This is a genomic window from Zhihengliuella salsuginis (assembly GCF_014651715.1).
In the GTDB taxonomy this organism is placed as follows: Bacteria; Actinomycetota; Actinomycetes; order Actinomycetales; family Micrococcaceae; genus Zhihengliuella; species Zhihengliuella salsuginis.
The window spans coordinates 15,265-36,026 of the sequence record NZ_BMXK01000004.1 but is presented as its reverse complement, the minus strand read 5'-3'; the positions used below and the strand labels follow the sequence as shown (position 1 = coordinate 36,026).

The following is a 20,762-nucleotide window of genomic DNA, read 5'->3' as shown; positions in this document are numbered from 1 at the left end:
CGGTGGTGTCCATCACCGGGAATCACGGAACGACTAGGCTGAAACGATGGCGGGAAAGTTGGTTGACGCGATCTACGCGGTGGTGGCGATGGTCCCCTCCGGCCGGGCGCTGTCCTACGGGGACGTCGCCGAACTGCTCGGGGCCGGCGGGCCGCGACAGGTCGGCGCCGCGATGGCGGCCAGTACGGGTCTGGACCTGCCGTGGTGGCGGATCGTGCGGGCGGACGGGACGCTGCCGGCGGATCTCGCCGCGCGGGCCCTGCCCCACTGGCTCCGGGAGGAGCTGCCCGTGAAGTCGACGGAGCCGCCGCGCGTGCGCTTCCCAGCGGCCCGCTGGCAGCCGGACACTGGAGAATTCGCGGCGCTCGACGCCGTCGCCGTCGCGCTCGCCAACCAATCTGCGGGTGCCCCGGGGTTGAATACAGGGACAGGAAGCGGAAGGGGAGAGCGATGACGTCGACCGACGAGGCCGCCGGAGGGCAGCCGCTCGACGCCGGCCAGCGCCGCATCGCCGGACTGCGCGCCGGCCACGGGCCGACGCTCGTCCTGGGGGCGCCGGGGACGGGCAAGACGACGGCGCTGCTGGCCGCGGTCGCCGCGCGCCTCGGATTCCCTCCGGGCGGCAGGGCGGACCTGGAACCGGAGCAGCTGCTGGTCCTCACGTCCGCGCGCTCCCACGCGTCCCGACTCCGCGACGGTCTCTCCTCGATGGTCGACGTGACGTTCTCCGAGCCGGCCGTCCGGACCTGGTCGTCGTATGCCTTCGACCTGATCCGCCGGGCCCGCATCGCAGGATTCCTGCCCGAGCTCCAGCGCCCGCCCCGGCTGCTGTCCGGGCCGGAACAGGATGCCCTGATCGGCCAGATCCTCGACGGCCACGCCGCCGGCCTGCCATCGGCGCCGGACTGGCCGGAGTCCCTCGGGGAGGCCGTCTCCACGCGCGGCTTCCGAGATCAGCTGCGCGAGCTCTTCGACCGCCTGGCCGAGCACGGGCTCGAGCCGGCGGACGTCCAGGAACTCGGCGCGCGCCATCTGATGCCCGAGTGGGAGGCGGCCGCGCTCGTCTACCAGGAGTACCGCGACCTGCTGGATCTGGGGCACGCCGAGGCTTTCGACCCGGCCGGGCTGATCAGCAGTGCGGCCGGTCTGCTCGAGGCCAACGGCGAGCTCCTGGAGCAGGAGCAGCAGCGGCTCAAGCTCCTCGTCGTCGACGACCTCCAGGAGGCCAACCCGGCCCAGTACCGGCTCCTCTCCGTCCTCGGCCGGGGCCGCGACGTGCTGGCCTTCGCCGCACCGGACTCGGTCGTGCAGGGTTTCCGCGGGGCGCGGCCCGACTTCCTCAACCGCATCGACACCCACCTCGGCGACACGAAGCGGCTGACGCTCGACGAGTCCTTCCGGATGCCGCCGGCCATCGCCGCGGCCTGGGGGCGGATCGCCCGCCGCATCCCGGTCTCCGCCGGGCGCGACGGCCGGTCGCTGGTCTCCACCGGCGCCGACGGCCGTTCCGGCAGCGTGGCCGCCCACCTCGTCGACAGCCCCGTCCACGAGATGCGCTACGTCGCCCACCGGATCCTCGAAGAGCACCTGATGGGCGGGCGCCCGCTCGGCGACATCGCGGTCATCGTCAGGCACGGCGGCCTCGTGAGGAATATAGCGCGCCACCTGAGCCAGCAGGGGATCGCGGTCAGCGTGCCCCCGGCCGAGGTCCCCCTCCGGGAAGAGCCGGCCATCCGCCCGCTCATCACCCTCCTGCAACTGGTCCTGGACGACGAGCCCGTGTCCGACGCCGACGTCGTCGAACAGCTGCTCACCTCCCGGTACGGCCAGGCGACGGCCCTCGATGTCAGACGGCTGAGGCAGCAGCTGCGGCGCGCGGAGTACCGGGCCGGCGGCCGGCGGACGAGCTCCGAACTGCTCTGCGCCCTCCTCGCGCCCGATCCCGACGCGGCGAGCCTCGAGGGGCTCGGACGCGAGGCGACGGGGGCCCGCCGGATCGTCCGCATGCTCGCGGCCGCCCGGCGGCACCTCGCCGCCGCCGACGCCAACGCCGAGACGGCGCTCTGGTCCCTCTGGGAGGCCTCGGGGCTGGAGAAGCCGTGGACCGAGGCGGCGCTCGCCGGCGGAAGCGCCGGACACCGTGCAGACCTCGACCTGGACGCGCTGCTCGCGCTCTTCCAGGCGGCCGAGCGCTTCATCGACCAGCTGCCGGGTTCGACGGTCCGGCAGTTCGTGGAGCACATCTCGTCGCAGGAGCTGCCCATGGACTCCCTCGCCGGGCGGGGCAGTACCGCCGAGGCCGTGGCCGTCCTGACGCCGGCATCCGCAGTCGGAAGGGAATGGGGCCTGGTGCTGATCCCGGGCCTGCAGGAGGGCATCTGGCCCAATACCAAACTGCGCGGCGAGCTGCTCAGAACCGGGACTCTGGCAGCGATCGTGGAGGACGGCCCCGAAGCCGCCGCGCAGCGCGATGCCGCCGCCCGCGTCCGCGCCGTCCGCGCCGACGAATTCCGCAGCTTCGCCGCGGCGGCCTCCCGGGCGCGCGACGAGCTCGTCTGCATCGGCGTGCTCTCCGACGACGAGCAGCCGTCCGCACTGCTCGACTTCGTCGACCCCGTGCCGGACGGGGCCGAGCGGAGCGTCACCGATGTCCCGCGCCCCCGGACCCTCGGCGCGCTCGTCGCCCATCTGCGCCGCACCGCCGAAGCGGAGGTCCGCGGAGAGGACCCTGCAACGGCACACGACGCAGGCGTCGTGCTGGCCCACCTGGCCGATGCAGGAATCCGCGGCGCCCATCCGGACACTTGGTGGGGGCTCGTGCCGCCCTCGAGCTCAGGTCCCGTGGCCCCCGAGGGCGAACCCGTCGCAGTGTCCCCGTCCCGCGTCCAGGCCGTCCTCGAATCCCCGCTCAACTGGTTCGTGCAGGCCGCAGGGGGAGAGGCCGCCGTCGATTTCGCACGCAGCCTCGGTACGCTGGTCCACGCGATAGCCGAGAACATGCCGGAAGCCACTGGCGACCAGTACCGCGACGAGCTCGAACGGCGATGGCCCGAGCTCGACCTGCCCCCGGGTTGGGAGACCGACAAAGACCGCGAACGGGCCGAGGACATGCTGCGCAAGCTCGCCCTCTACGGGATCGAGATGCGCAAGAACGGCCGCCGGCTCGTCGGGCAGGAGGTCGGATTCAGCGTCCAGGTCTCCGACGGGACGCGGAAGGCGCTCGTGACCGGCATCATCGACCGGGTGGAAGCCGGAGACGACGGCCGGCCCTACGTCGTCGACCTGAAGACCGGCAAGTCCAAGCCGACGGCCAAGGAGGTCGACAGGCATCCCCAGCTCGGCACCTACCAGGCGGCGATCCTCGCCGGAGCCCTCGGGGACTCGCTGCATCTCGCCGACCGTCCGGCCGGTGCCGCACTCGTCCAGCTGGGCGACGGGACCAAGTCGATGCGGCCGCAGGAGCAGCCCGCCATCGGCGACGAGGACTGGGCGACGCCCTTGGTTCTCGAGGCCGCCGGCCTCATGGGCGCCGCCGATTTCCTGGCGCGGCACGACCCGTCGAAGGGCCGGGCCGTGCCCTGCCGCCTGCCCGGCGTCTGCCCGCTCTGCGACGAAGGACGGCAGGTGACCCAACCGTGAAAGGCGACATGACGGACGAGACCGCGATCCGCTTCACCCCCGAGGAGCTCGCCACCAGGCTGGGGCAGTTCATGCCGACCGAGCAGCAGTCGGGGATCATCTCCTCGCCGCTCGAACCGATGCTCGTCGTGGCCGGTGCGGGGTCGGGCAAGACGGCGACCATGGCGGACCGCGTCGTCTGGCTCGTCGCCAACGGGCTGGTCCGCCCGGACCAGATCCTGGGCGTGACGTTCACGCGCAAGGCCGCCGGCGAACTGGCCCACCGCATCCGGAACCAGCTGCAGAAGCTCGACGACCGAGGCCTGCTCGAGGACGGGCTCGACGAGCTCGGTGATCCGGCGGTCTCGACCTACCACTCGTACGCGAACTCGCTGGTTGCGGACCACGGCATGCGCATCGGCATCGAACCTGATGCCGAACTCCTCGGCAGCGCGCAGACCTGGCAGTTGGCGGACACGATCGTTCAGGACTACGACGGGGACGCCGCCGAGCTGCAGGGCGCGCGGTCCACGCTCACGGACGCCGTCGTCCAGTTCGCCTCCGAATGCGCCGAGCACCTGATCGCGCCGTCCGAGGCCGGCGAGTACATGACGGGCGTCATCGGCGGCCTCGACGCCCTGCCGTACATGGCCGGCAAGGTGAAGGACCGCTCGCAGGCGGCCGAGAAGATGATGGGGATGCTCTCCACCCGCGTCGCGGTCGCGCGGCTCGCCGAGCGGTACGCCGAGGCCAAGCGCTCCCGCTCTGTGCTGGACTACGGGGACCTCGTCGCGCTCGCGGCCCGGATCGCCCGCGACGTGGATGCGGCCCGCGTCGAGGAACGAGAACGCTTCAAGGTCGTGCTCCTGGACGAGTTCCAGGACACCTCGCACGCGCAGATGGTGCTCTTCTCCTCCCTGTTCGGCGACGGGCACGCGGTCACCGCGGTCGGGGACCCCAACCAGTCCATCTACGGGTTCCGGGGGGCCTCCGCCGGGCAGCTCTTCCGTTTCCCGACGGAGTTCCCCCGCGTCGACGAGGCGACCGGCGAACGCGGACCGGCCGCCGTCGCACATCTCACCACGGCCTGGCGGAACTCCGTGAACATCCTGCGAGCCGCCAACTCCGTCGCTGCCCCGCTCCTGACCGAGGCGTCGCGCGGCGGCGCCGTCACCGTCGAGGGGCTCGAGCCGAGCCCGGTCGCCGGCGCGGGCGAGGTCGAGCTCGCCCGGCTCGGATCCAGTGGCGAGGAGATCGACTGGCTCGCCAGCCGGCTCCTGTCCGCGAGGTCCGAGCTCCGTCAGGAGCAGTCCTCGGTTCAGGGGCCGCAGCCGAGCGCGGCCGTCCTGTTCCGCACGCGGGGGCAGCTGGCCGAGATGGCCGCGGCGCTGGAGGAACGCGGAGTCCCGTACGAGATCGTTGGCCTGTCCGGACTGCTGGCCCTCCCGGAGATCGTCGACCTGACGTCGACGCTGCGTGTCCTCGTCGATCCCAACCGTTCTGATGCCCTGCTGCGCCTCATCGCGGGGGCCCGCTGGCGGATCGGCCCCGCGGACCTGCTCGCGTTCGCGGATTGGTCGAAGGCGCTCGAGTCCCGGCGGGCACAGGCGCTGGACCCCGAGTCCGAGCAGGCGCCGACTCCTGAACTGACCGATGCGGCCAGCCTGATCGAAGGCCTCGACCATCTGCCGCCGCCCGGCTGGACCAGCCGGCGCGGCCGCAGCCTGACCGTGGCCGCGCGCGAGCGTCTCGCTCGGCTGGCGGAGGAGATCCGTTTTTTGCGGACGTTCGTCGACGACGACCTTCTCACGCTGATCTACGAGGTCGAACGGGCCGTGGGACTCGATCTCGAACTGGCCGCCAAACCCAGCGAGAGCATCCATTCGGCGCGACGGCATCTCGACGCGTTCGCCGACGTCGCCGCGACCTACTCGCGCAGCTCCGGCAGCTCGTCGCTGACCGGATTCCTGACCTGGCTGGACGCTGCGGCGGAACAGGAGAAAGGGCTCGAGATCCCTCAATCCGACTCCGATCCCGAGGCCGTTCAGCTGCTGACCATCCACGCTTCCAAAGGACTCGAATGGGACATCGTCGCCGTCGCGGGCCTCGACGACGGGGTCTTCCCCTCCGCCCGGGACAACCGGTGGACCACGGGACACGCTTCTCTGCCGTGGCCGCTGCGCGGAGACCGGCACGACCTGCCCCAGTGGGACACGGACCAGGAAGACCTGAAGTCCGTCGTCGACGCGGAGAAGGCCTTCAAGGCGGAGGTCCAGGCGCACGGCGAACTCGAGGAACGGAGACTCGCCTACGTGGCCTTCACCCGTGCCCGCCACCTGCTGCTGTGCTCCGGCTCGGTCTGGTTCGGCAGCCGCAGCAAGCCCGTCGGCGTCTCGCCGTTCCTGCGGGACCTGGTTCCGCTCGCGGACGAGGCCGACCCGCCGGCCACCATCCCCGTCTGGTGCGACGACGATCAGGCGCCGGCGGAGAACCCGTTCCGCGAGGACCCGACCGAGGCGGTCTGGCCATTCGATCCGCTCGCCGGGCCGCGGATCCTCCGCGGGGGCGGGGAGGTCCCGCCCACCGGCAGCCGGCGGCCCGCACTCGAGGCGAGCGCCGCCGTCGTCCGGGAATCACTGGCCGCCCGGCGGGAGGGCCGCGAGGCGGTACCGGTCACGGAGGCGGGGACCGCGTGGCTGGACGAGGCGCGGCTGCTGCTGGCGAGGAAGCGCCAGGACGAGGCGCCGAAGCGGTACGACGCTCCCACCCACGTGCGGGCGTCCCTGTTCGTCGATCTCGCCACCGAACGGGAGGCGGTGCTCGCTCAGATGAGGCGCCCCGTGCCCCGACGGCCCGGCGTCGCAGCACGGAAGGGAACAGCCTTCCACGCCTGGGTCGAAGAACGCTTCGGATCCACGGGCATGCTCGACATGGACGAATGGGTGGGCACCGCCGATTCGCATATCGACGACGCCTACGGGCTGGAGGAGATGAAACAGGCGTTCCTCGACTCGGAGTGGGCCGAGAGGCAGCCGGCGTTCGTCGAGGTCCCCTTCGAAACCAACGTCGGCTCGGTCAACGTCCGCGGCAGGATCGACGCCGTCTTCCGCGAGACCGGCGCCGAGGGCGAGGAGCGCTGGACGCTGGTCGACTGGAAGACAGGGCGCGTCCCCGTGGGACGCGACGCGGAGGCGAAGGCGATCCAGCTGGCCGTCTACCGGCTCGGCTTCGCCCGCCTGCACGAGGTCGACGTGGAACGGGTCGACGCCGCGTTCTTCTATGTCGGGCAGGGACGGACCCTGCGGCCGGACCGCCTGGCCGCGGAGTCCGAGCTCATCGAGCTCATCGACGGCGCGCTCGGGGGGTGCGAGCGCCGAGGAGCGGTGAGGCGCGTCAGGCCTTGTCGTTCTTCACGGGCAGCTGGATGATCGGAATCGCCGATGTCGGGACCTCCGACGCCGGCGCATCGTCGCCCTCGTCGGACGAAGCGGGCTCGTCGTGGTCGTCGGATCCCGCCTCCGCGGGGTCCTCGACCGCATCCGTATCCGGATCCGCCTCGGCCTCGTCCGCCGGAGCAGCCTCCGCCGCGCTGTCGGCGGATGCTCCCGTGCCGGACTCGGAAGCGGTGGCCGGGGCTTCCTCGGATTCCGGCCCGGCTTCGGTCGTCTCGACCGGACGGTTGGCGGCCTCCGCAGGACCTGCAGGCGATCCCGGCTCGGCGTCCTCGGGCTCGTCGTCCAGAACGACGACGGCCGGCCGGTCCGGGGCCTCCACGGTCACGGCTGATCCGCCTTGATGCGCCGGCTCCGACTCGTCCGAGTCCCCGGATCCGTTGTCGTCGTCGCGCGCTTCGTCGCCCGCGGCCTCCGACTCGTCGTAGCGCGGGGGCTCGATGACGCTGATGGGCTGGCCGCCGTACTCGGCGATGTCGGCGTCCAGATCCTCGAGCATCGTCTCAGCCTCGGCGATGCGTCCCGGGTCCTCCGAAGCCACGGCCTTGACCAGCCACTGGGCGAGCGCGAACTCGGCGGAGAGGGCCGCGCGACGCATCAGGTGGGGGTCGGCCTTGTCGCCGCGTTCGGCCACGTAGGCCTCGAAGACGGCATCGCTGAACGACTGTTCGTGAGCCGCTGCCAGCCAGGCCAGATCGTCGGAGGGGTCCCCGATGTGGAGGTCCGTCCACCCGGTCACGGCGGTGACATTGGCGCCCTCGAGGAGCAGTGTCTCCTCGTGCAGATCGCCGTGCACGACCGTCGGATGGAACCGCCACAGGCCCACGTCCTCCAGAGCGTGCTCCCAGCGGCGGAGGAGCCGCGGCGGGATCTTGCCCGTCGTCGCGGCCTGGTCGAGGGCGTTGAGGCGGCGCTGCCGGAACTCCTCGGCGGAGTACGCGGGCAGATCGGCCCGATCGACGATGTCGTTCGGCAGCCCGTGGATGGCGGCGATCGTCCGTCCGACGTTCGCGGCGGCCGCTCCACCGGCGGCGATCAGCTCCTCGAGCGGCAGGTTGCCGCCGTCGAGATGGTTGTAGACGAAGGTGCGCAGGGTGCCCTGGCGGACCGTTCCGGCCACCGACGGGATACGGAAGGGCAGGCCCGCCCGGACGGCGGGCGTGAACGAACGCAGGGCTGCCAGCTCCGACTCGAGGCGCATGCTGGCCTCGTCGTGGCGCGGGGCGCGGATGCGCCACTGATTCTGCTGCGCGTCCCGGACCAGGGCCGAGTCGAAGTCGTCAGCGTCGTCGGCCAGGGCCCCCACCCCGACCGGGGTCAGCCCGGGGACGGCGGCCGTTGCGATGGCGGCGAGTTCCATGGGAGAGCGTTTCACTCCTCCACCGTATGCGCGACGGGCGGGACCACGGGCGAAGCCGGCGGCGAGTCGTCAACCATGACGTTAACTGGGAGTGTCCCGCACCTGTCGTGGCGCATCCGCCATCCACAGCCGGGCTCTTCGATCCAGCGGGAGCGGCGCCGGATGAGTACGGTAGAACCATGCAGACTTCGCGCCCTTCGACCCCCAGCGCGGCGCGGGTGCCGCACGTCCTCGACCGCTACAGCGACAAGCGGGGCGGCGAGTCCTGGCTCGCCGGGGTGACGGACGACCCCGACACGCGGTACCTGCCCATCGTCTCCGGGAGGGACCGGCGCGCCGGGGCCGTCCCGACGGACGGGGCCCGGCTGCGCTGGCTCACCCGGGACGGCGTCGCGTCGCTGGCTCCGCGCGGTGCGCAGGAGATCTACCTCGGCCGGCTGCACGACGACGCCGCGTCGCCGGTCGCCGGCCGCCACCTCGTCGCGGTGGTCGTCGACGAGCCCGCGGAGGAGCAGGCGGAGGCATGGCAGGGGATGCGGGCGCTGGCCCCGGTGCTGGACGCCGCCGAGGCGGAGATACTGATCACGGCCACGGCCATCGTGAACTGGCATGCCGGCCACACCCACTGCCCGCGCTGCGGGGCGGCCACCGACGTCGTGCACAGCGGGTGGGTGCGCGTCTGCCGCGAAGACGGCTCGCAGCACTTCCCGCGGACCGACCCGGCCGTCATCGTCTCCATCATCGACGGCGACGACCGGCTGCTGCTGGGGGCCAACGCCCGGTGGGGCGGGCAGCGGTATTCGACGCTGGCCGGATTCGTGGAGCCGGGGGAGTCGCTGGAGGCGGCCGTGGTGCGCGAGGTCGGCGAGGAGGCCGGGATCCAGGTGCACTCGCCCGAATACGTGGCCTCCCAGCCGTGGCCCTTCCCGGCGTCGCTGATGCTGGCGTTCCGCGCCCGGGCCGACGCCGTCGACGTCGTCCCCGACGGCGAGGAGATCGTCGATCTGCGCTGGTTCACCCGCCGGGAGCTCGCAGAGGACATCCGCTCGGGGCGGATCGCGGCTCCGATGGCCTTCTCCGTCGCCCGGCGTCTTATCGAACTTTGGTACGGTGGGACGTTGCCCGAACCGCGTCAGCCGGAGAACCTCACCGCGTGAACACAGTAGAAGAACGAATCCTCGCCGGACTCGACGACGAGCAGCGGCGCGTTGCGACGACCCTGAACGGCCCCCTCTGCGTCCTCGCCGGCGCGGGAACGGGCAAGACGCGGGCCATCACCCACCGCATCGCCTACGGGGTCCACACGGGCGCCTACCAGGCCAACCAGGTCCTGGCCGTGACGTTCACCTCCCGCGCAGCGGCCGAGATGCGCGCCCGGCTGCGCGACCTCGACGCCCCTGGAGTCCAGGCGCGCACGTTCCACGCGGCCGCGCTCCGGCAGCTGCAGTACTTCTGGCCGCAGGCCATCGGCGGGGAACTGCCCGCCATCATCGACTACAAGGCGCAGATGGTCGCCGAGGCCGCCCGCCGGCTGCGCCTGACGACCGATCGTGCGAGCATCCGCGACCTCGCCGCCGAGATCGAATGGGCGAAGGTCTCCATGCACACCCCGGAGAGCTACGTGGACGCCGCCGCGGGGCGGGACGACGCCGCCGGTTTCGACAAGACGACGGTTTCGCGCATCTTCCAGTCCTACGAGGACGTCAAGACCGACCGGCACATGATCGACTTCGAGGACGTGCTGCTGCTGACCGTCGGCATCCTCGACACGGAACCGCAGATCGCCGCGCAGATCCGCAAGCAGTACCGGCACTTCGTCGTCGACGAGTACCAGGACGTCTCCCCGCTCCAGCAGCGCCTGCTCGACCTGTGGCTGGGGGACCGCGACGACCTCTGCGTCGTCGGCGATGCGAGCCAGACGATCTACTCGTTCACCGGCGCGACGCCGGCGCACCTGCTGGAGTTCGGCAAGCGCTACCCCGAGGCGCCGCTCGTGAAGCTGATCCGCGACTACCGGTCCACGCCGCAGGTCGTGGACCTGGCGAACCGGCTGCTGGGGACGCGCCGGATCGAGCCCGGCGTCGGCGACCGGAACGTCGCCTGGCCCGATCCGCTCGAGCTCGTCGCCCAGCGTGAGGCTGGCCCCGAACCGCGGTTCGCGGAATTCGCTGACGACGAGGCCGAGGCTGCGAACCTGGCGAAGTCCATCCAGAAACTGATCGACGACGGCGTCCAGCCCGCCGAGATCGCCGTGCTGTACCGAACCAACGGGCAGTCCGAGACGTACGAGCAGGCGCTGGCGGCGGCCGGCGTGGGCTACCAGCTGCGCGGCGGCGAACGCTTCTTCCAGCGGCGCGAAGTCCGCGACGCCATCCTGCAGCTGCGGGCGGCCGCGCGGGTGGACGCCGAAGGCAGCGTCACGCAGCAGGTGAAGGACGTCCTCGCCTCGCTCGGGTACTCGGAGACCGCTCCCAGCGGGTCGGGCGCAGTGCGGGAGCGCTGGGAGTCGCTGCAGGCGCTCGTATCGCTGGCCGCCGAGATCGAGAAGAAGCGGTCCGGCCGCGAGGAGGGCCTCTCGCTGACCGGGTTCGTGGCCGAGCTCGATGAGCGGGCCGCCGCCCAGCACGCCCCGACCGTGCAGGGCGTCACCCTCGCCTCGCTGCACTCCGCCAAGGGGCTCGAGTGGGACGCCGTCTTCCTGGCCGGGATGAGCGACGGGCTCATGCCGATCTCGTTCGCCGAGGACCAGGCGGACTACGACGAGGAGCGGCGCCTGCTCTACGTCGGGATCACGCGTGCCCGGCGCCACCTCAGCATCTCGTGGTCGCTCTCCCGGACACCGGGCGGCCGCGCCAGCCGGCGCCCCTCGCGCTTCCTCGACCGCGTCCGCCCGGCCGTGTCGACGCACGACGGCGCCGGAACGCCGCGCGCCGCCAAGCGGCGCCGGATGGCCGGACCGCCGACCTGCCGGGTGTGCGGAACGCTGCTCTCCAGCCCTGCCGAACGGAAGGTCGGCCGCTGCGGCGACTGCCCGCCCGGCTACGATGAGGCCGTGTTCGAGCGGTTGCGCGAGTGGAGGCTGGAGACCGCGCAGAAGGCCTCGGTACCGGCGTTCGTCGTCTTCACGGATGCCACGCTCATGGCCATCGCGGAGGAGAACCCGAAGGACGCGACGGCGTTGTCCAAGGTGCCGGGTCTCGGGCGGACCAAGCTCGAGCGCTACGGACCGGACGTCCTCGACATCCTCGGTGCGGGAGAACCCCCGGCCTAGGTGCGTGGTCCGGCGCAGCCGCAGTGCGGTCCCGTCCGCTGGGCGGTCAGCGTCGTGGCGCCCGACGCCAGATCGACGGCGATCTCGTGGCCTGCCGACGCCGGGACGTTGACCTGGTCGACCACCATCAGCGCGTGCATGGCGGCGAGGCCGGCGGCCGTCGCCGCCAGCGTCAACTCGGTCCCGGCGGGAGTCGACGACGGCGAGGCCAGCGGGTGGTCGATGGTGCAGCGCAGGCACGGTGTCAGCCCCGGGAGCACCAACGGGCCGACGACGGCGCGGCCGTCCTCGAACCTGACGGGCAGGAGGGCCCCACCCGGCTCGGCCGAATCCTGAAGGGGCAGGCCGGTGGCGGGATCGGCGAACAGGAGGGTGATGTCCACCGCGGCCTCTCCGGCGCTCGTCAGCAGGTTCGCCTGCGGGTGGGCCGCCGCCAGGCGCCGGGCCACGGCCGCGGTGCGGTGCCTGCCCAGGTCCGGCAGCGTCAGCGGGCCTGTTCCCAGGTCGCGCGGGTGGACGTCGGCGCCGTCGGCGAGGACCAGGGTCCCCACCCCGGCCGAGACCAGGAGCTGCGCTGCGTGGGCGCCGGCCCGCCCGAGACCGTGGACGCGAACGACGGCGTCGGCCCGCCGCTGCAGCGTGGGCCCGGAATGCGCCGCGTACGCGAGCGACCAGTCGGCAAGGTCGGGCGCCAGGATGTCCGCCTGGATGCCGTGGAGCCGGTACGGCTCCGTGGTGACGAGGACGGACGCGACGAGGTCGTCGAGCTGGTGGCAGCGCTGCCGAGACGGCAGTCCGGGGTCGCCGACGTCGTAGTCGACGTGGGCCTCGCTGGCCGCCAACCGGGCCAGGTAGGCGCGGTCCGCGGCGGAGACGCCGTCGATCCACAGGCCGCGGGCGCCCAGCCCGATGCAGATGGAGGTCTCGGTCAGCCGGTAGAGCCGCAGGCCCGGATTGATCCGGTGCCCGGCGGCGTCTAGGCCCAGCGGCTGGCGGGACCCGTCCGGGTCGGCGACGGCGGGCGGGTCCGGTGTGTGGTCGGTCATGGTCATGACAGCATCGTGGCATGCTGCTGCACCCGGCGGCCGGAGTTTTCCACAGGCTCCGTGCGGGAGTGGTCCCGGAGGGAGACGGTGGGGGAGAATTCTCGGTATGGCGATGAAGGTTCTACGAGAGTTCGATGCGACGGACGGCACCCGCGTCCGTCTCGTCTCCTCGACGCGGCGCACCAAGAGCGTCGGCGGCAAGTGGGAGGGAGACGGTGTCGTGATCACCGTCCCCGACTGGATGGATGCCGGGACGCAGGCGAAGCACGCGGAGTCGCTGGTGCGGAAGATGCAGCTCAAACGCCGTCGCAGTCGTCCGCTGGCCGGCGACGCCGACCTCGCGGCGCGCGCAGCGGCCCTCGACGCGCGGTACCTCGGTGCGGAAGCGCGCCCGGTCAGCGTGCGCTGGGTGACGAATCAGAACCAGCGGTGGGCCTCCGCGACCCGGTCCGAGAAATCGATCCGTCTCTCGCACCGGCTGCAGAAGATGCCCGTCTGGGTCCAGGACGCCGTCCTGGTGCACGAGCTCGCCCACCTCATCGCCGACGACGGGCACGGCCCGAAGTTCCAGGCGCTCACGGGACGCTACGCCCGGATGAAGGAGGCCGACGCCTTCCTCGCCGGGGCCTCCTTCGCGTGGGAGAACACGGACGACGCGTAGGCCGCCCCCGCTCCTACTTGGACCCGTCCGTCGGCTCCTCGGGAGCATCGTCGTCGGAATCGCCGTCCCGGGGCGTGTCGAACCCGCCGGAGAGCAGCTTGTTCAGGGCCTCGTCGAGCTCGCTGTCCTCGGCTTCGGCCAGCTTGCGCCGCGTGCCGAACCCGGCCGGATCGTCGAGGTCCTCGGCCGTCGGCATCAGGTCCGGGTGGGACCAGATGTCGTCGCGGCCCTCGATGCCCCGTTCGGCCAGCATGGTGGACCAGAAGGCCGAAGCGTCGCGGAGCCGGCGCGGGCGCAGTTCGAGGCCCACGAGCGATGCGAACGCCTGCTCGGCGGGACCGCCCGTGGCGCGCCGGCGCCGGAGCATCTCGCGCAGGGCGCCCGCGGCGGGCAGGTTGGCAGAAGCCGCGGCGACGACTTCGTCGACCCAGCCCTCGATGAGGGCGAGGACGGTCTCCAGCTTGGCGAGCGCCGTCTCCTGGGCCGGCGTGTGCTGCGGGGTGAACAGGCCCTCGACGGCCATGTTCTGGAAGGACTCGGGCCGGCTCGGGTCGATGTCCCGGATCGACTCCTCGATCTTCGACATGTCGATGTGGATGCCGCGGGCGTATGACTCGATCGCCCCGATGACGTTCGTGCGCAGCCAGGGGGCGCGGGTGAAGAGGCGGATGTGCGCCGCCTCGCGCAGCGCGATGAAGAGCAGGACCTCCTGCTCCGGTGCGTCGAGATCCTCGCCGAAGGCGCTCACGTTGGAGGGCACCAGCAGGGGTGCGGTCCCGGCGAGGGGCAGCCCGATGTCGGTGCCGCCGAAGACGTCCTTGGCGAGCCCGCCGACCGCGGTCCCGAGCTGCATGCCGAACATGGCCCCGCCGAGATTCTGGAACATGCCCTGCGCGCCGGCCAGCATGCCCTTCATCTCCTCGGGGGCCTGGTCCCTCATGGCGGTCGTCATGGCCGCGGACATCGATTCTGCGACGTCGGAGGTGAGGACCTTCCACGTGTCCATGGTCTTCGTGACCCATTCGGCGCGGGAGATGGCCGTGAACTCGGTGCCGGGTGCCTCGAAGGCGGTTGCCGCGTCGAGCCACATCTCTGCCAGGCGGCCCGCGTCGGCGATGGCCTGCTGGCGCGGACCGGTGACGCTCGGGTCGTCGCCGGCTGCGGCCTGGCGGGCGGAATCGATCGCGAGCGACCAGTTGACCGGGCCGCTCTCGCCGCTGGCCATGGCGCCCATCAGCTGCTGCATCTGGCGGAACATGGCCTGCATGGCGGCGGGGTCGTTCTGCACCCCCATCGCCTTCTGGATCTCCTCGGGCATGTTTTTCGGGTCCATCCCGCCCGCTCCCGCCCCGCCGAAGAGGTTGGAGAACATCTCGGCAAACGGGTCCTTGTCGTTGTTGTCGTCGGAGCCGTCCGGGCGGTTGTTCTCGGTGTTGTCAGCCATGGTTCAACGGTACTCCGGTTTCCGGGCCGCGGCCCGGGTGTTCCCTCGTGGTTCGCTGTTGGCAAAGCGCGGCCGGGGTGGCTGGGCAGGCAGTAGCCTAGAGGCGGACCCGAAGAACCGCCCCGAACCGTCGCAACAGAGGAATCTCGTTGACCCAGCTGTCCCCGCCACCGCACGGCCTCCCGTCCACCCCGGATGACCGGCCGGTACGTCCCCACCGGCTGCGGCGGACGCTGCTCGCCTCGACGGCCGTCGTCGTCGGGCTGTCGTTCGTGACGATGGCGCTGCCCGCGCCCTACGTGATCGAATCCCCGGGGCCGACGATCAACACCGTCGGAGAGGTGGAGGGGGAGCCCGCCCTGAGCGTGGAGGGCGCCGAGTCGTACCGCCCGGAGGGCCGGCTGGACCTGACGACCGTCTACGTGCGCGGCGGCGGCGGGCGCCAGGTGACCTTCTTCGAGGCGCTGCAGGCGTGGGCGGACCCGACGGCGGACGTCTTCCCCGAGGAGAGCGTCTACCCGCGGGGCGTGACGGGGGACCAGATCAGCGAGCAGAACACGGCCCAGATGGACGAATCGCAGGAGACCTCGGTCGCCGCCGCGCTGGGCCAGCTCGACATCGACTACGACGCGTCCATCTCCGTCGTCGACTTCGCCTCCGCGCAGAACGAGGACGTGCTGGAGGTCGGCGACGTCGTGACGGAGCTCGACGGCGGCCCGGTCCGGACCGTCCAGGAGCTGCGCGACGGCCTGCAGGAGCGCGTCGAGGACGGGCACGTGGTGACCGTTCAACGGGGCTCGGAGACGTTGGAGGTCCCCGTGGAGACCACCAGCAGCCCCGACGGCACCCAGCAGATCGGCATTTTCCTGCGCACCGACTTCGAGTTCCCCTTCGACGTCGGCTTCGCCCTCGAGGACATCGGCGGCCCGAGTGCCGGGATGATGTTCTCACTGGGCATCATCGATCTGCTGACCGAGGGCGACCTGACGGGCGGCGAGCACATCGCCGGCACCGGGACGGTCACCGCCGGCGGCGCGGTGGGGCCGATCGGCGGCATCGCGCAGAAGGTCGTCGGCGCCCGCGAGGCTGGAGCCAGCGTGTTTCTGGCCCCGGCGGGCAACTGCCCCGACCTCGAGGGGCGCGTGCCGGACGGGATGCGGATCGTGCAGGTCGAGACCCTTCAGGACGCCTACGACGCCGTGCGCCGGGTCGGGGCCGGAGAGTCCCTGGACGGCCTGCCCGGCTGCGGTTGACGGGCACCTGGCCGGGGCTTCGTCAAACCGGCATCACAGTGTGTCTAATAAGGTTCGCCACACGGCTGCCGTTGGGGCAGAATGGATGCAAACTATGTTGTGTTCTGGCATGGTGCCGTAACCCCTGACTTGAGGTTCCTATGACGTTTGGTAATGACTTCCCCTTCGGCGGACGCCCACCGGGCGACGGCGATTCCAGTGGTGACAGGGAGCCGCCGGAGCGGCCGGCGCGCAAGTCGGCATTGATGCCGACGATCGTCGTCGTCGGCGTCCTCGTGGCCGCCTTCGTGTTCTTCGCGAACACCTACGCCGAGATCCTCTGGTTCAACCAGCTCGGCTACTCCGAGGTCTTCTGGACCGAGCGGGTGTCGCAGGTGGTCATCTGGGTCATCGCCTTCATCCTCATGGGCGTGGGCGTCTGGGGGAGCCTCGTGCTCGCCTACCGGGCGCGGCCCGTGTACGCCTCCGCGGCGCAGCAGGAGGACGTGCTGAGCAAGTACCAGACGCAGCTCGAGCCGATCCGCCGTCTCCTGATGGTCGGCGTTCCGGGCGTGCTGGCGGCGTTCTCCGCCACCGCGGTCGCGAGCCAGTGGCAGACGGTCCTGCTGTTTCTGAACCAGGTGGAGTTCGGCGAGGTCGACCCGCAGTTCGGGATGGACCTGTCGTTCTTCCTGAACACGCTGCCCTTCATCGGCCTCGTCGTCGGCTACGGCGTCTCGGTGGTGCTGATCGCCGGTATCGCCGGGCTGCTGATGCACTACCTCTACGGCGGCATCCGCATCGAGGAGCGCGGCGGTCTCACCGTCTCCAACGCCGCACGCGTCCACGTGTGCGTCACGGCGGCGATCTTCGTGCTCCTGCAGGCCGTGAACTACTGGCTGGACCGCTACTCGACGCTGCTGAGCCAGGACGGCCGCGTGGCCGGCGCCCTGTACACGGATGTCAACGCGGTCATCCCGACCAAGACCATCCTGGCCGTGGCCGCGGTGCTCGTGGCAGTGCTCTTCATCCTCGGCGCGATCGTCGGCCGCTGGAAGCTGCCGATCATCGGCACCGCGATGCTGATCGTCACCGCCCTGGTGGCCGGAGGCGTCTACCCGTTCATCGTCCAGCAGTACCAGGTGCTCCCGTCCGAGAAGACGGTGGAGCAGGAGTACATCGCGAAGAACATCGAGATGACCCGGAAGGCCTACGGGCTCGACGCCGTCCAGGCGGACAACTACGACGCGACGACCGACACGGCCCAGAATGCGCTCGCCGAGGACAGTGCGACGACGGCGAACATCCGCCTGCTCGACCCGAATCTGATCTCCGATGCGTTTGCGCAGCTGCAGCAGTTCCGCCCCTACTACAGCTTCGCCCAGACACTCGACGTCGACCGCTACGAGATCGGCGGAGAAGTCCAGGACACGGTGATCGCCGTGCGCGAGCTCGACGTCGACCCGGCCGACTCCTGGGTCAACCAGCACATCACCTACACCCACGGCTACGGCGTCGTCGCCGCCTACGGCGCCAAGGTCGCCGCCGGTGGCCGCCCTGACTTCATGCTCGGCGGCATCCCGACCCGTGGTGATCTGACAAGCGACGAGGAGTACGAGCCGCGGATCTACTTCGGCGAGAACTCCCCGGAGTACTCGGTCGTCGGCGGGCCCGAGGGCTGGTCGCCGCGCGAGCTCGACCGCCCGCAGAGCGAGTCCGACGAGGGCGACGCGAACACGACGTTCGCCGGCGACGGCGGACCACGGATCGGCAACATCTTCAACCGCCTGGTCTACGCGCTGAAGTTCGGCTCGACCGACCTGCTGCTCTCCAGCGACGTCAACGAGGAATCGCAGATCCTCTACGACCGCTCGCCGAAGGAGCGCGTCCAGAACGTCGCGCCCTACCTGACGGTGGACTCGAACGCCTACCCGGCGATCGTCGACGGCCGCGTCAAGTGGATCGTGGACGCGTACACGACGAGCGAGAACTACCCGTACTCGCAGTCGCAGCAGATCGAATCCGCGGTCACCGACTCGCAGACCGGCGGGCAGCGCCAGCTGACCGCGTCGGGCGAGATCAACTACATCCGCAACTCGGTCAAGGCCACGGTCGACGCCTACGACGGCTCGGTCGACCTGTACGCGTGGGAGCCGGACGAGCCGCTGCTCAAGGCCTGGCAGAACGTGTTCCCGGAGTCCATCAAGCCCTACTCCGAGATGTCCGCCGACCTCATGAGCCACGTCCGCTATCCGGAGGACATCTTCAAGCTGCAGCGTGAGCTGCTCGGCAAGTACCACGTCACCGATCCGGACGACTTCTACGAGTCCAACGACGCATGGTCCGTCCCGAGTGATCCGACGGTCGAGGGCGGCGGAGTCGCCCAGCCGCCGTACTACCTGTCCCTGAAGATGCCCGATCAGGAGGACGACACGTTCTCGCTGACGTCGACGTTCATCCCGCAGGCTTCCGCCGGCGGCCAGCAGCGCAACGTCCTCTACGGCTTCCTCTCCGCGGAGGCCGACGCCGGCCGCGAGGCGGGCAAGAAGTCCGAAGGGTACGGAACCCTGCGTCTTCTGGAGCTCCCGCGCAGCACGGTGGTGCCCGGCCCCGGCCAGGCGCAGCAGAACTTCGACTCCAACACCGAGGTCTCGCGCGAGCTGAACCTGCTTCGACAGGGCGCATCGAACGTGATCAACGGCAACCTGCTCTCGCTGCCGGTCGGCGGAGGCATCCTCCACGTGCAGCCGGTGTACGTCCGCTCCACGGGCGACACGTCCTACCCGACGCTGCGCAAGGTGCTGGTCTCCTTCGGCGAGAAGGTCGGCTTCGCCGACACGCTCTCCGAGGCACTGGACCAGCTCTTCGAGGGAGCATCCGGAGCCACAACGGGCGAGGAGCCGAACGGCGACGGCGACGGAACCGGAGGCGGCACGGCCGAGCCCGGCACCTCCACCGCGGAGGAGGAGCTGCGCGAAGCACTGACCGCAGCCAACGCCGCCATCGCAGCCGGGCAGGCCGCGCTTGCCGAAGGCGACTTCGCCACCTACGGCGATGAGCAGGAGAAGCTGAACCGGGCGCTCGAGCGGGCGATCGCGGCCGAGGCCGAGATCGCCGGGGAAGCACCCGTCGACGAGCCCGCCGAGGGCGAGGCACCCGCGGACGAGTCGGCCGGTGCCGACGAGCCTGCGGACGGCGGGGACGGCAACTAGCCGCACCTGTTTGGCTGGAAGGCGACGGCCGCCCGCTTCCCCTCCAGGGGAGCCGGCGGCCGTCGCCGTCCGGGGAGGGTGTGTCCCATCCCTCATCACCCGGGAGCCCCCTCGATTTGCGTTCAGCGCCCCGCAGTGGCAGAGTTGAGTCTTGCGCCGCGGGGTGGAGCAGTTCGGTAGCTCGCCGGGCTCATAACCCGGAGGTCAGAGGTTCAAATCCTCTCCCCGCAACGAGAAAGCAGGCCCCGACTTGGGAAACCAGGTCGGGGCCTGCTTGTTTTCGTGCCCTGATCCGGATCTGTCCCGCAAGCCGTCCGCCCGCTACTCGAGGGCTCCGTGTGATGATTCACAATCGGCGCAGGCTACGATATGTTAATAACCATTAACCGATGCGTCGTCGGTGTCGACGAGAATGTCGGGTGCCGAGACATGGTGCGGCCCGCGGGGCCCGGGCCAGTATTCTGAAGGGCGTTGCCCCGTGAAAGGAATGGATGTGAACGCGTCACCATCGACCAGGACTCCCGCCGACGGCGGGTCGAAGCTGTGGGTGAGGTTCGGCATCGTCGCGGCCGCCGCCGTCGTGGTGCTGCTCCTCCTGGTGCTCGGCTCCCGCTGGCTTGTCACGCTCGAATCCGTCCAGGAGTTCCTGCGGACGTACCCGGGGCACACGCCGCTTCCGGCGGGAACTGCCGAGGGGCTGCCCGCCTGGCTCGGCTGGCAGCACTTCCTGAACATGTTCTTCCTGTTCCTGATCATCAAGACGGGCTGGCAGGTGCGGACCCAGCAGCGGCCGCCGGCGAACTGGACCCGCAACAACAAGGGGCTGGTCAAGACCAGGAACCCGCCGAAGCGCATCAGCATCAACCTCTGGTTCCACCTGACACTCGATGCGTTGTGGGTGCTCAACGGCCTCGTCTTCATGGTGCTGATCTTCGCGACCGGTCACTGGGTGCGGATCGTTCCCACCAGCTGGGACGTCTTCCCCAACGCGGTCTCGGCCGGGCTGCAGTACCTGTCCCTGAACTGGCCGATGGAGAACGGCTGGGTCAACTACAACTCCCTGCAACTGCTGGCCTACTTCGCCACCGTCTTCATCGCGGCGCCGCTGGCCATCGCCACCGGCCTGCGCATGTCGGAAGCCTGGCCGAAGAAGGCGGCGGTCAACGCGGTGTACCCGATCGAGCTGGCCCGGGCCATCCACCTGCCGACGATGGTCTACTTCGTGCTCTTCGTCGTCGCCCACGTCGCCCTCGTCCTGGCGACCGGCGCGCGCGCCAACCTCAACCACATGTTCGCCGCACGCAGCGACGACGGTTGGATGGGCTTCTGGGTCTTCGCCGCCGCGGTCGTCGTCAGTGCCGCCGCCGTCGTCTTCACGCGGCCGATGGTGATCGCGCCGATCGCCAATCTGATGGGCCGGGTCAGCCGATGACGAAGCACCCCGTCAACCTCGGCGCCACCCGTGG

General features: G+C 70.8%; 12 protein-coding genes and 1 tRNA gene. 10 read left to right on the top strand and 3 right to left on the bottom strand.

The genetic code is table 11. The features are described 5' to 3' along the window. Nucleotides 1-46 precede the first annotated feature (46 nt). Genes IE069_RS05060 through IE069_RS05050 form a run of 3 tightly spaced genes read left to right on the top strand, consistent with a single transcriptional unit; the run spans nucleotide 47 to nucleotide 7,046 of the window. Nucleotides 47-454, top strand: a complete 408-nt coding sequence (locus tag IE069_RS05060; protein ID WP_189349040.1) for an MGMT family protein — start codon at nucleotides 47-49, stop codon at nucleotides 452-454. Next, nucleotides 451-3,639: an ATP-dependent helicase gene (locus IE069_RS05055; RefSeq protein WP_189349039.1), complete on the top strand. Its 3,189-nt coding sequence runs from the start codon at nucleotides 451-453 to the stop codon at nucleotides 3,637-3,639. The genes IE069_RS05060 and IE069_RS05055 overlap by 4 nt, the downstream gene beginning before the upstream one ends. An 8-nt stretch (nucleotides 3,640-3,647) precedes the next feature. Continuing rightward, entirely contained in the window at nucleotides 3,648-7,046 is a 3,399-nt protein-coding gene (locus IE069_RS05050) for an ATP-dependent helicase (protein WP_189349038.1), read from the top strand. On the opposite strand, the gene IE069_RS05045 is transcribed toward IE069_RS05050, so the two are convergent. Beyond that, nucleotides 7,012-8,430 carry a phosphotransferase gene (locus tag IE069_RS05045; RefSeq protein ID WP_308425373.1) on the bottom strand — a complete coding sequence of 473 codons (1,419 nt, stop codon included), beginning with the start codon at nucleotides 8,428-8,430 and terminating at the stop codon, nucleotides 7,012-7,014. The genes IE069_RS05050 and IE069_RS05045 overlap by 35 nt on opposite strands. A gap of 179 nt (nucleotides 8,431-8,609) precedes the next feature. Between IE069_RS05045 and nudC the strand changes: the two genes are divergently transcribed. Both nudC and IE069_RS05035 read left to right on the top strand, forming a co-directional pair. Next, on the top strand, nucleotides 8,610-9,587 hold the full coding sequence (gene nudC / locus IE069_RS05040) for an NAD(+) diphosphatase (RefSeq protein ID WP_189349036.1): 978 nt from the start codon (nucleotides 8,610-8,612) through the stop codon (nucleotides 9,585-9,587). Next, entirely contained in the window at nucleotides 9,584-11,701 is a 2,118-nt protein-coding gene (locus IE069_RS05035; protein WP_189349035.1) for an ATP-dependent helicase, read from the top strand. Before nudC ends, IE069_RS05035 begins: the two co-directional genes overlap by 4 nt. Here IE069_RS05035 and IE069_RS05030 read toward each other — a convergent pair. Then, a complete protein-coding gene (locus IE069_RS05030; RefSeq protein ID WP_189349034.1) occupies nucleotides 11,698-12,753 on the bottom strand; it encodes a ThiF family adenylyltransferase in 1,056 nt (351 codons plus the stop codon). The genes IE069_RS05035 and IE069_RS05030 overlap by 4 nt on opposite strands. A gap of 100 nt (nucleotides 12,754-12,853) precedes the next feature. Between IE069_RS05030 and IE069_RS05025 the strand changes: the two genes are divergently transcribed. Beyond that, a complete protein-coding gene (locus IE069_RS05025) occupies nucleotides 12,854-13,408 on the top strand; it encodes a M48 family metallopeptidase (protein WP_189349033.1) in 555 nt (184 codons plus the stop codon). Nucleotides 13,409-13,421: 13 nt separating this feature from the next. Here the strand turns inward: IE069_RS05025 and IE069_RS05020 are convergent, their stop codons facing one another. After that, nucleotides 13,422-14,852 carry a zinc-dependent metalloprotease gene (locus IE069_RS05020; RefSeq protein WP_189349032.1) on the bottom strand — a complete coding sequence of 477 codons (1,431 nt, stop codon included), beginning with the start codon at nucleotides 14,850-14,852 and terminating at the stop codon, nucleotides 13,422-13,424. Between the two features lie 149 nt (nucleotides 14,853-15,001). Here IE069_RS05020 and IE069_RS05015 point away from each other — a divergent pair, with 149 nt between their 5' ends. The 4 genes from IE069_RS05015 to IE069_RS05000 all read left to right on the top strand — a co-directional run bounded on the left by IE069_RS05015 (nucleotide 15,002) and on the right by IE069_RS05000 (nucleotide 20,728). Further along, entirely contained in the window at nucleotides 15,002-16,105 is a 1,104-nt protein-coding gene (locus IE069_RS05015; protein WP_189349031.1) for a YlbL family protein, read from the top strand. Nucleotides 16,106-16,245: 140 nt separating this feature from the next. Further along, nucleotides 16,246-19,296, top strand: coding sequence for a UPF0182 family membrane protein (locus tag IE069_RS05010; RefSeq protein WP_189349030.1), 3,051 nt, complete (start codon nucleotides 16,246-16,248; stop codon nucleotides 19,294-19,296). 157 nt (nucleotides 19,297-19,453) lie between these two features. Beyond that, nucleotides 19,454-19,527 (top strand) — tRNA-Met (locus IE069_RS05005). A 256-nt stretch (nucleotides 19,528-19,783) separates the two neighbouring features. Continuing rightward, nucleotides 19,784-20,728: a cytochrome b/b6 domain-containing protein gene (locus IE069_RS05000; protein ID WP_189349253.1), complete on the top strand. Its 945-nt coding sequence runs from the start codon at nucleotides 19,784-19,786 to the stop codon at nucleotides 20,726-20,728. Nucleotides 20,729-20,762 lie beyond the last annotated feature (34 nt).

Excerpts from the sequence above, each read along its gene's own strand:
- IE069_RS05060 (WP_189349040.1), top strand. The coding sequence starts at position 47 with ATGGCGGGAAAGTTGGTTGACGCGATCTACGCGGTGGTGGCGATGGTC.
- IE069_RS05055 (WP_189349039.1), top strand. The coding sequence starts at position 451 with ATGACGTCGACCGACGAGGCCGCCGGAGGGCAGCCGCTCGACGCCGGC.
- IE069_RS05050 (WP_189349038.1), top strand. The coding sequence starts at position 3,648 with ATGACGGACGAGACCGCGATCCGCTTCACCCCCGAGGAGCTCGCCACC.
- IE069_RS05045 (WP_308425373.1), bottom strand. The coding sequence starts at position 8,430 with ATGGAACTCGCCGCCATCGCAACGGCCGCCGTCCCCGGGCTGACCCCG.
- nudC (WP_189349036.1), top strand. The coding sequence starts at position 8,610 with ATGCAGACTTCGCGCCCTTCGACCCCCAGCGCGGCGCGGGTGCCGCAC.
- IE069_RS05030 (WP_189349034.1), bottom strand. The coding sequence starts at position 12,753 with ATGACCATGACCGACCACACACCGGACCCGCCCGCCGTCGCCGACCCG.
- IE069_RS05025 (WP_189349033.1), top strand. The coding sequence starts at position 12,854 with ATGGCGATGAAGGTTCTACGAGAGTTCGATGCGACGGACGGCACCCGC.
- IE069_RS05020 (WP_189349032.1), bottom strand. The coding sequence starts at position 14,852 with ATGGCTGACAACACCGAGAACAACCGCCCGGACGGCTCCGACGACAAC.
- IE069_RS05010 (WP_189349030.1), top strand. The coding sequence starts at position 16,246 with ATGACGTTTGGTAATGACTTCCCCTTCGGCGGACGCCCACCGGGCGAC.
- IE069_RS05000 (WP_189349253.1), top strand. The coding sequence starts at position 19,784 with ATGGATGTGAACGCGTCACCATCGACCAGGACTCCCGCCGACGGCGGG.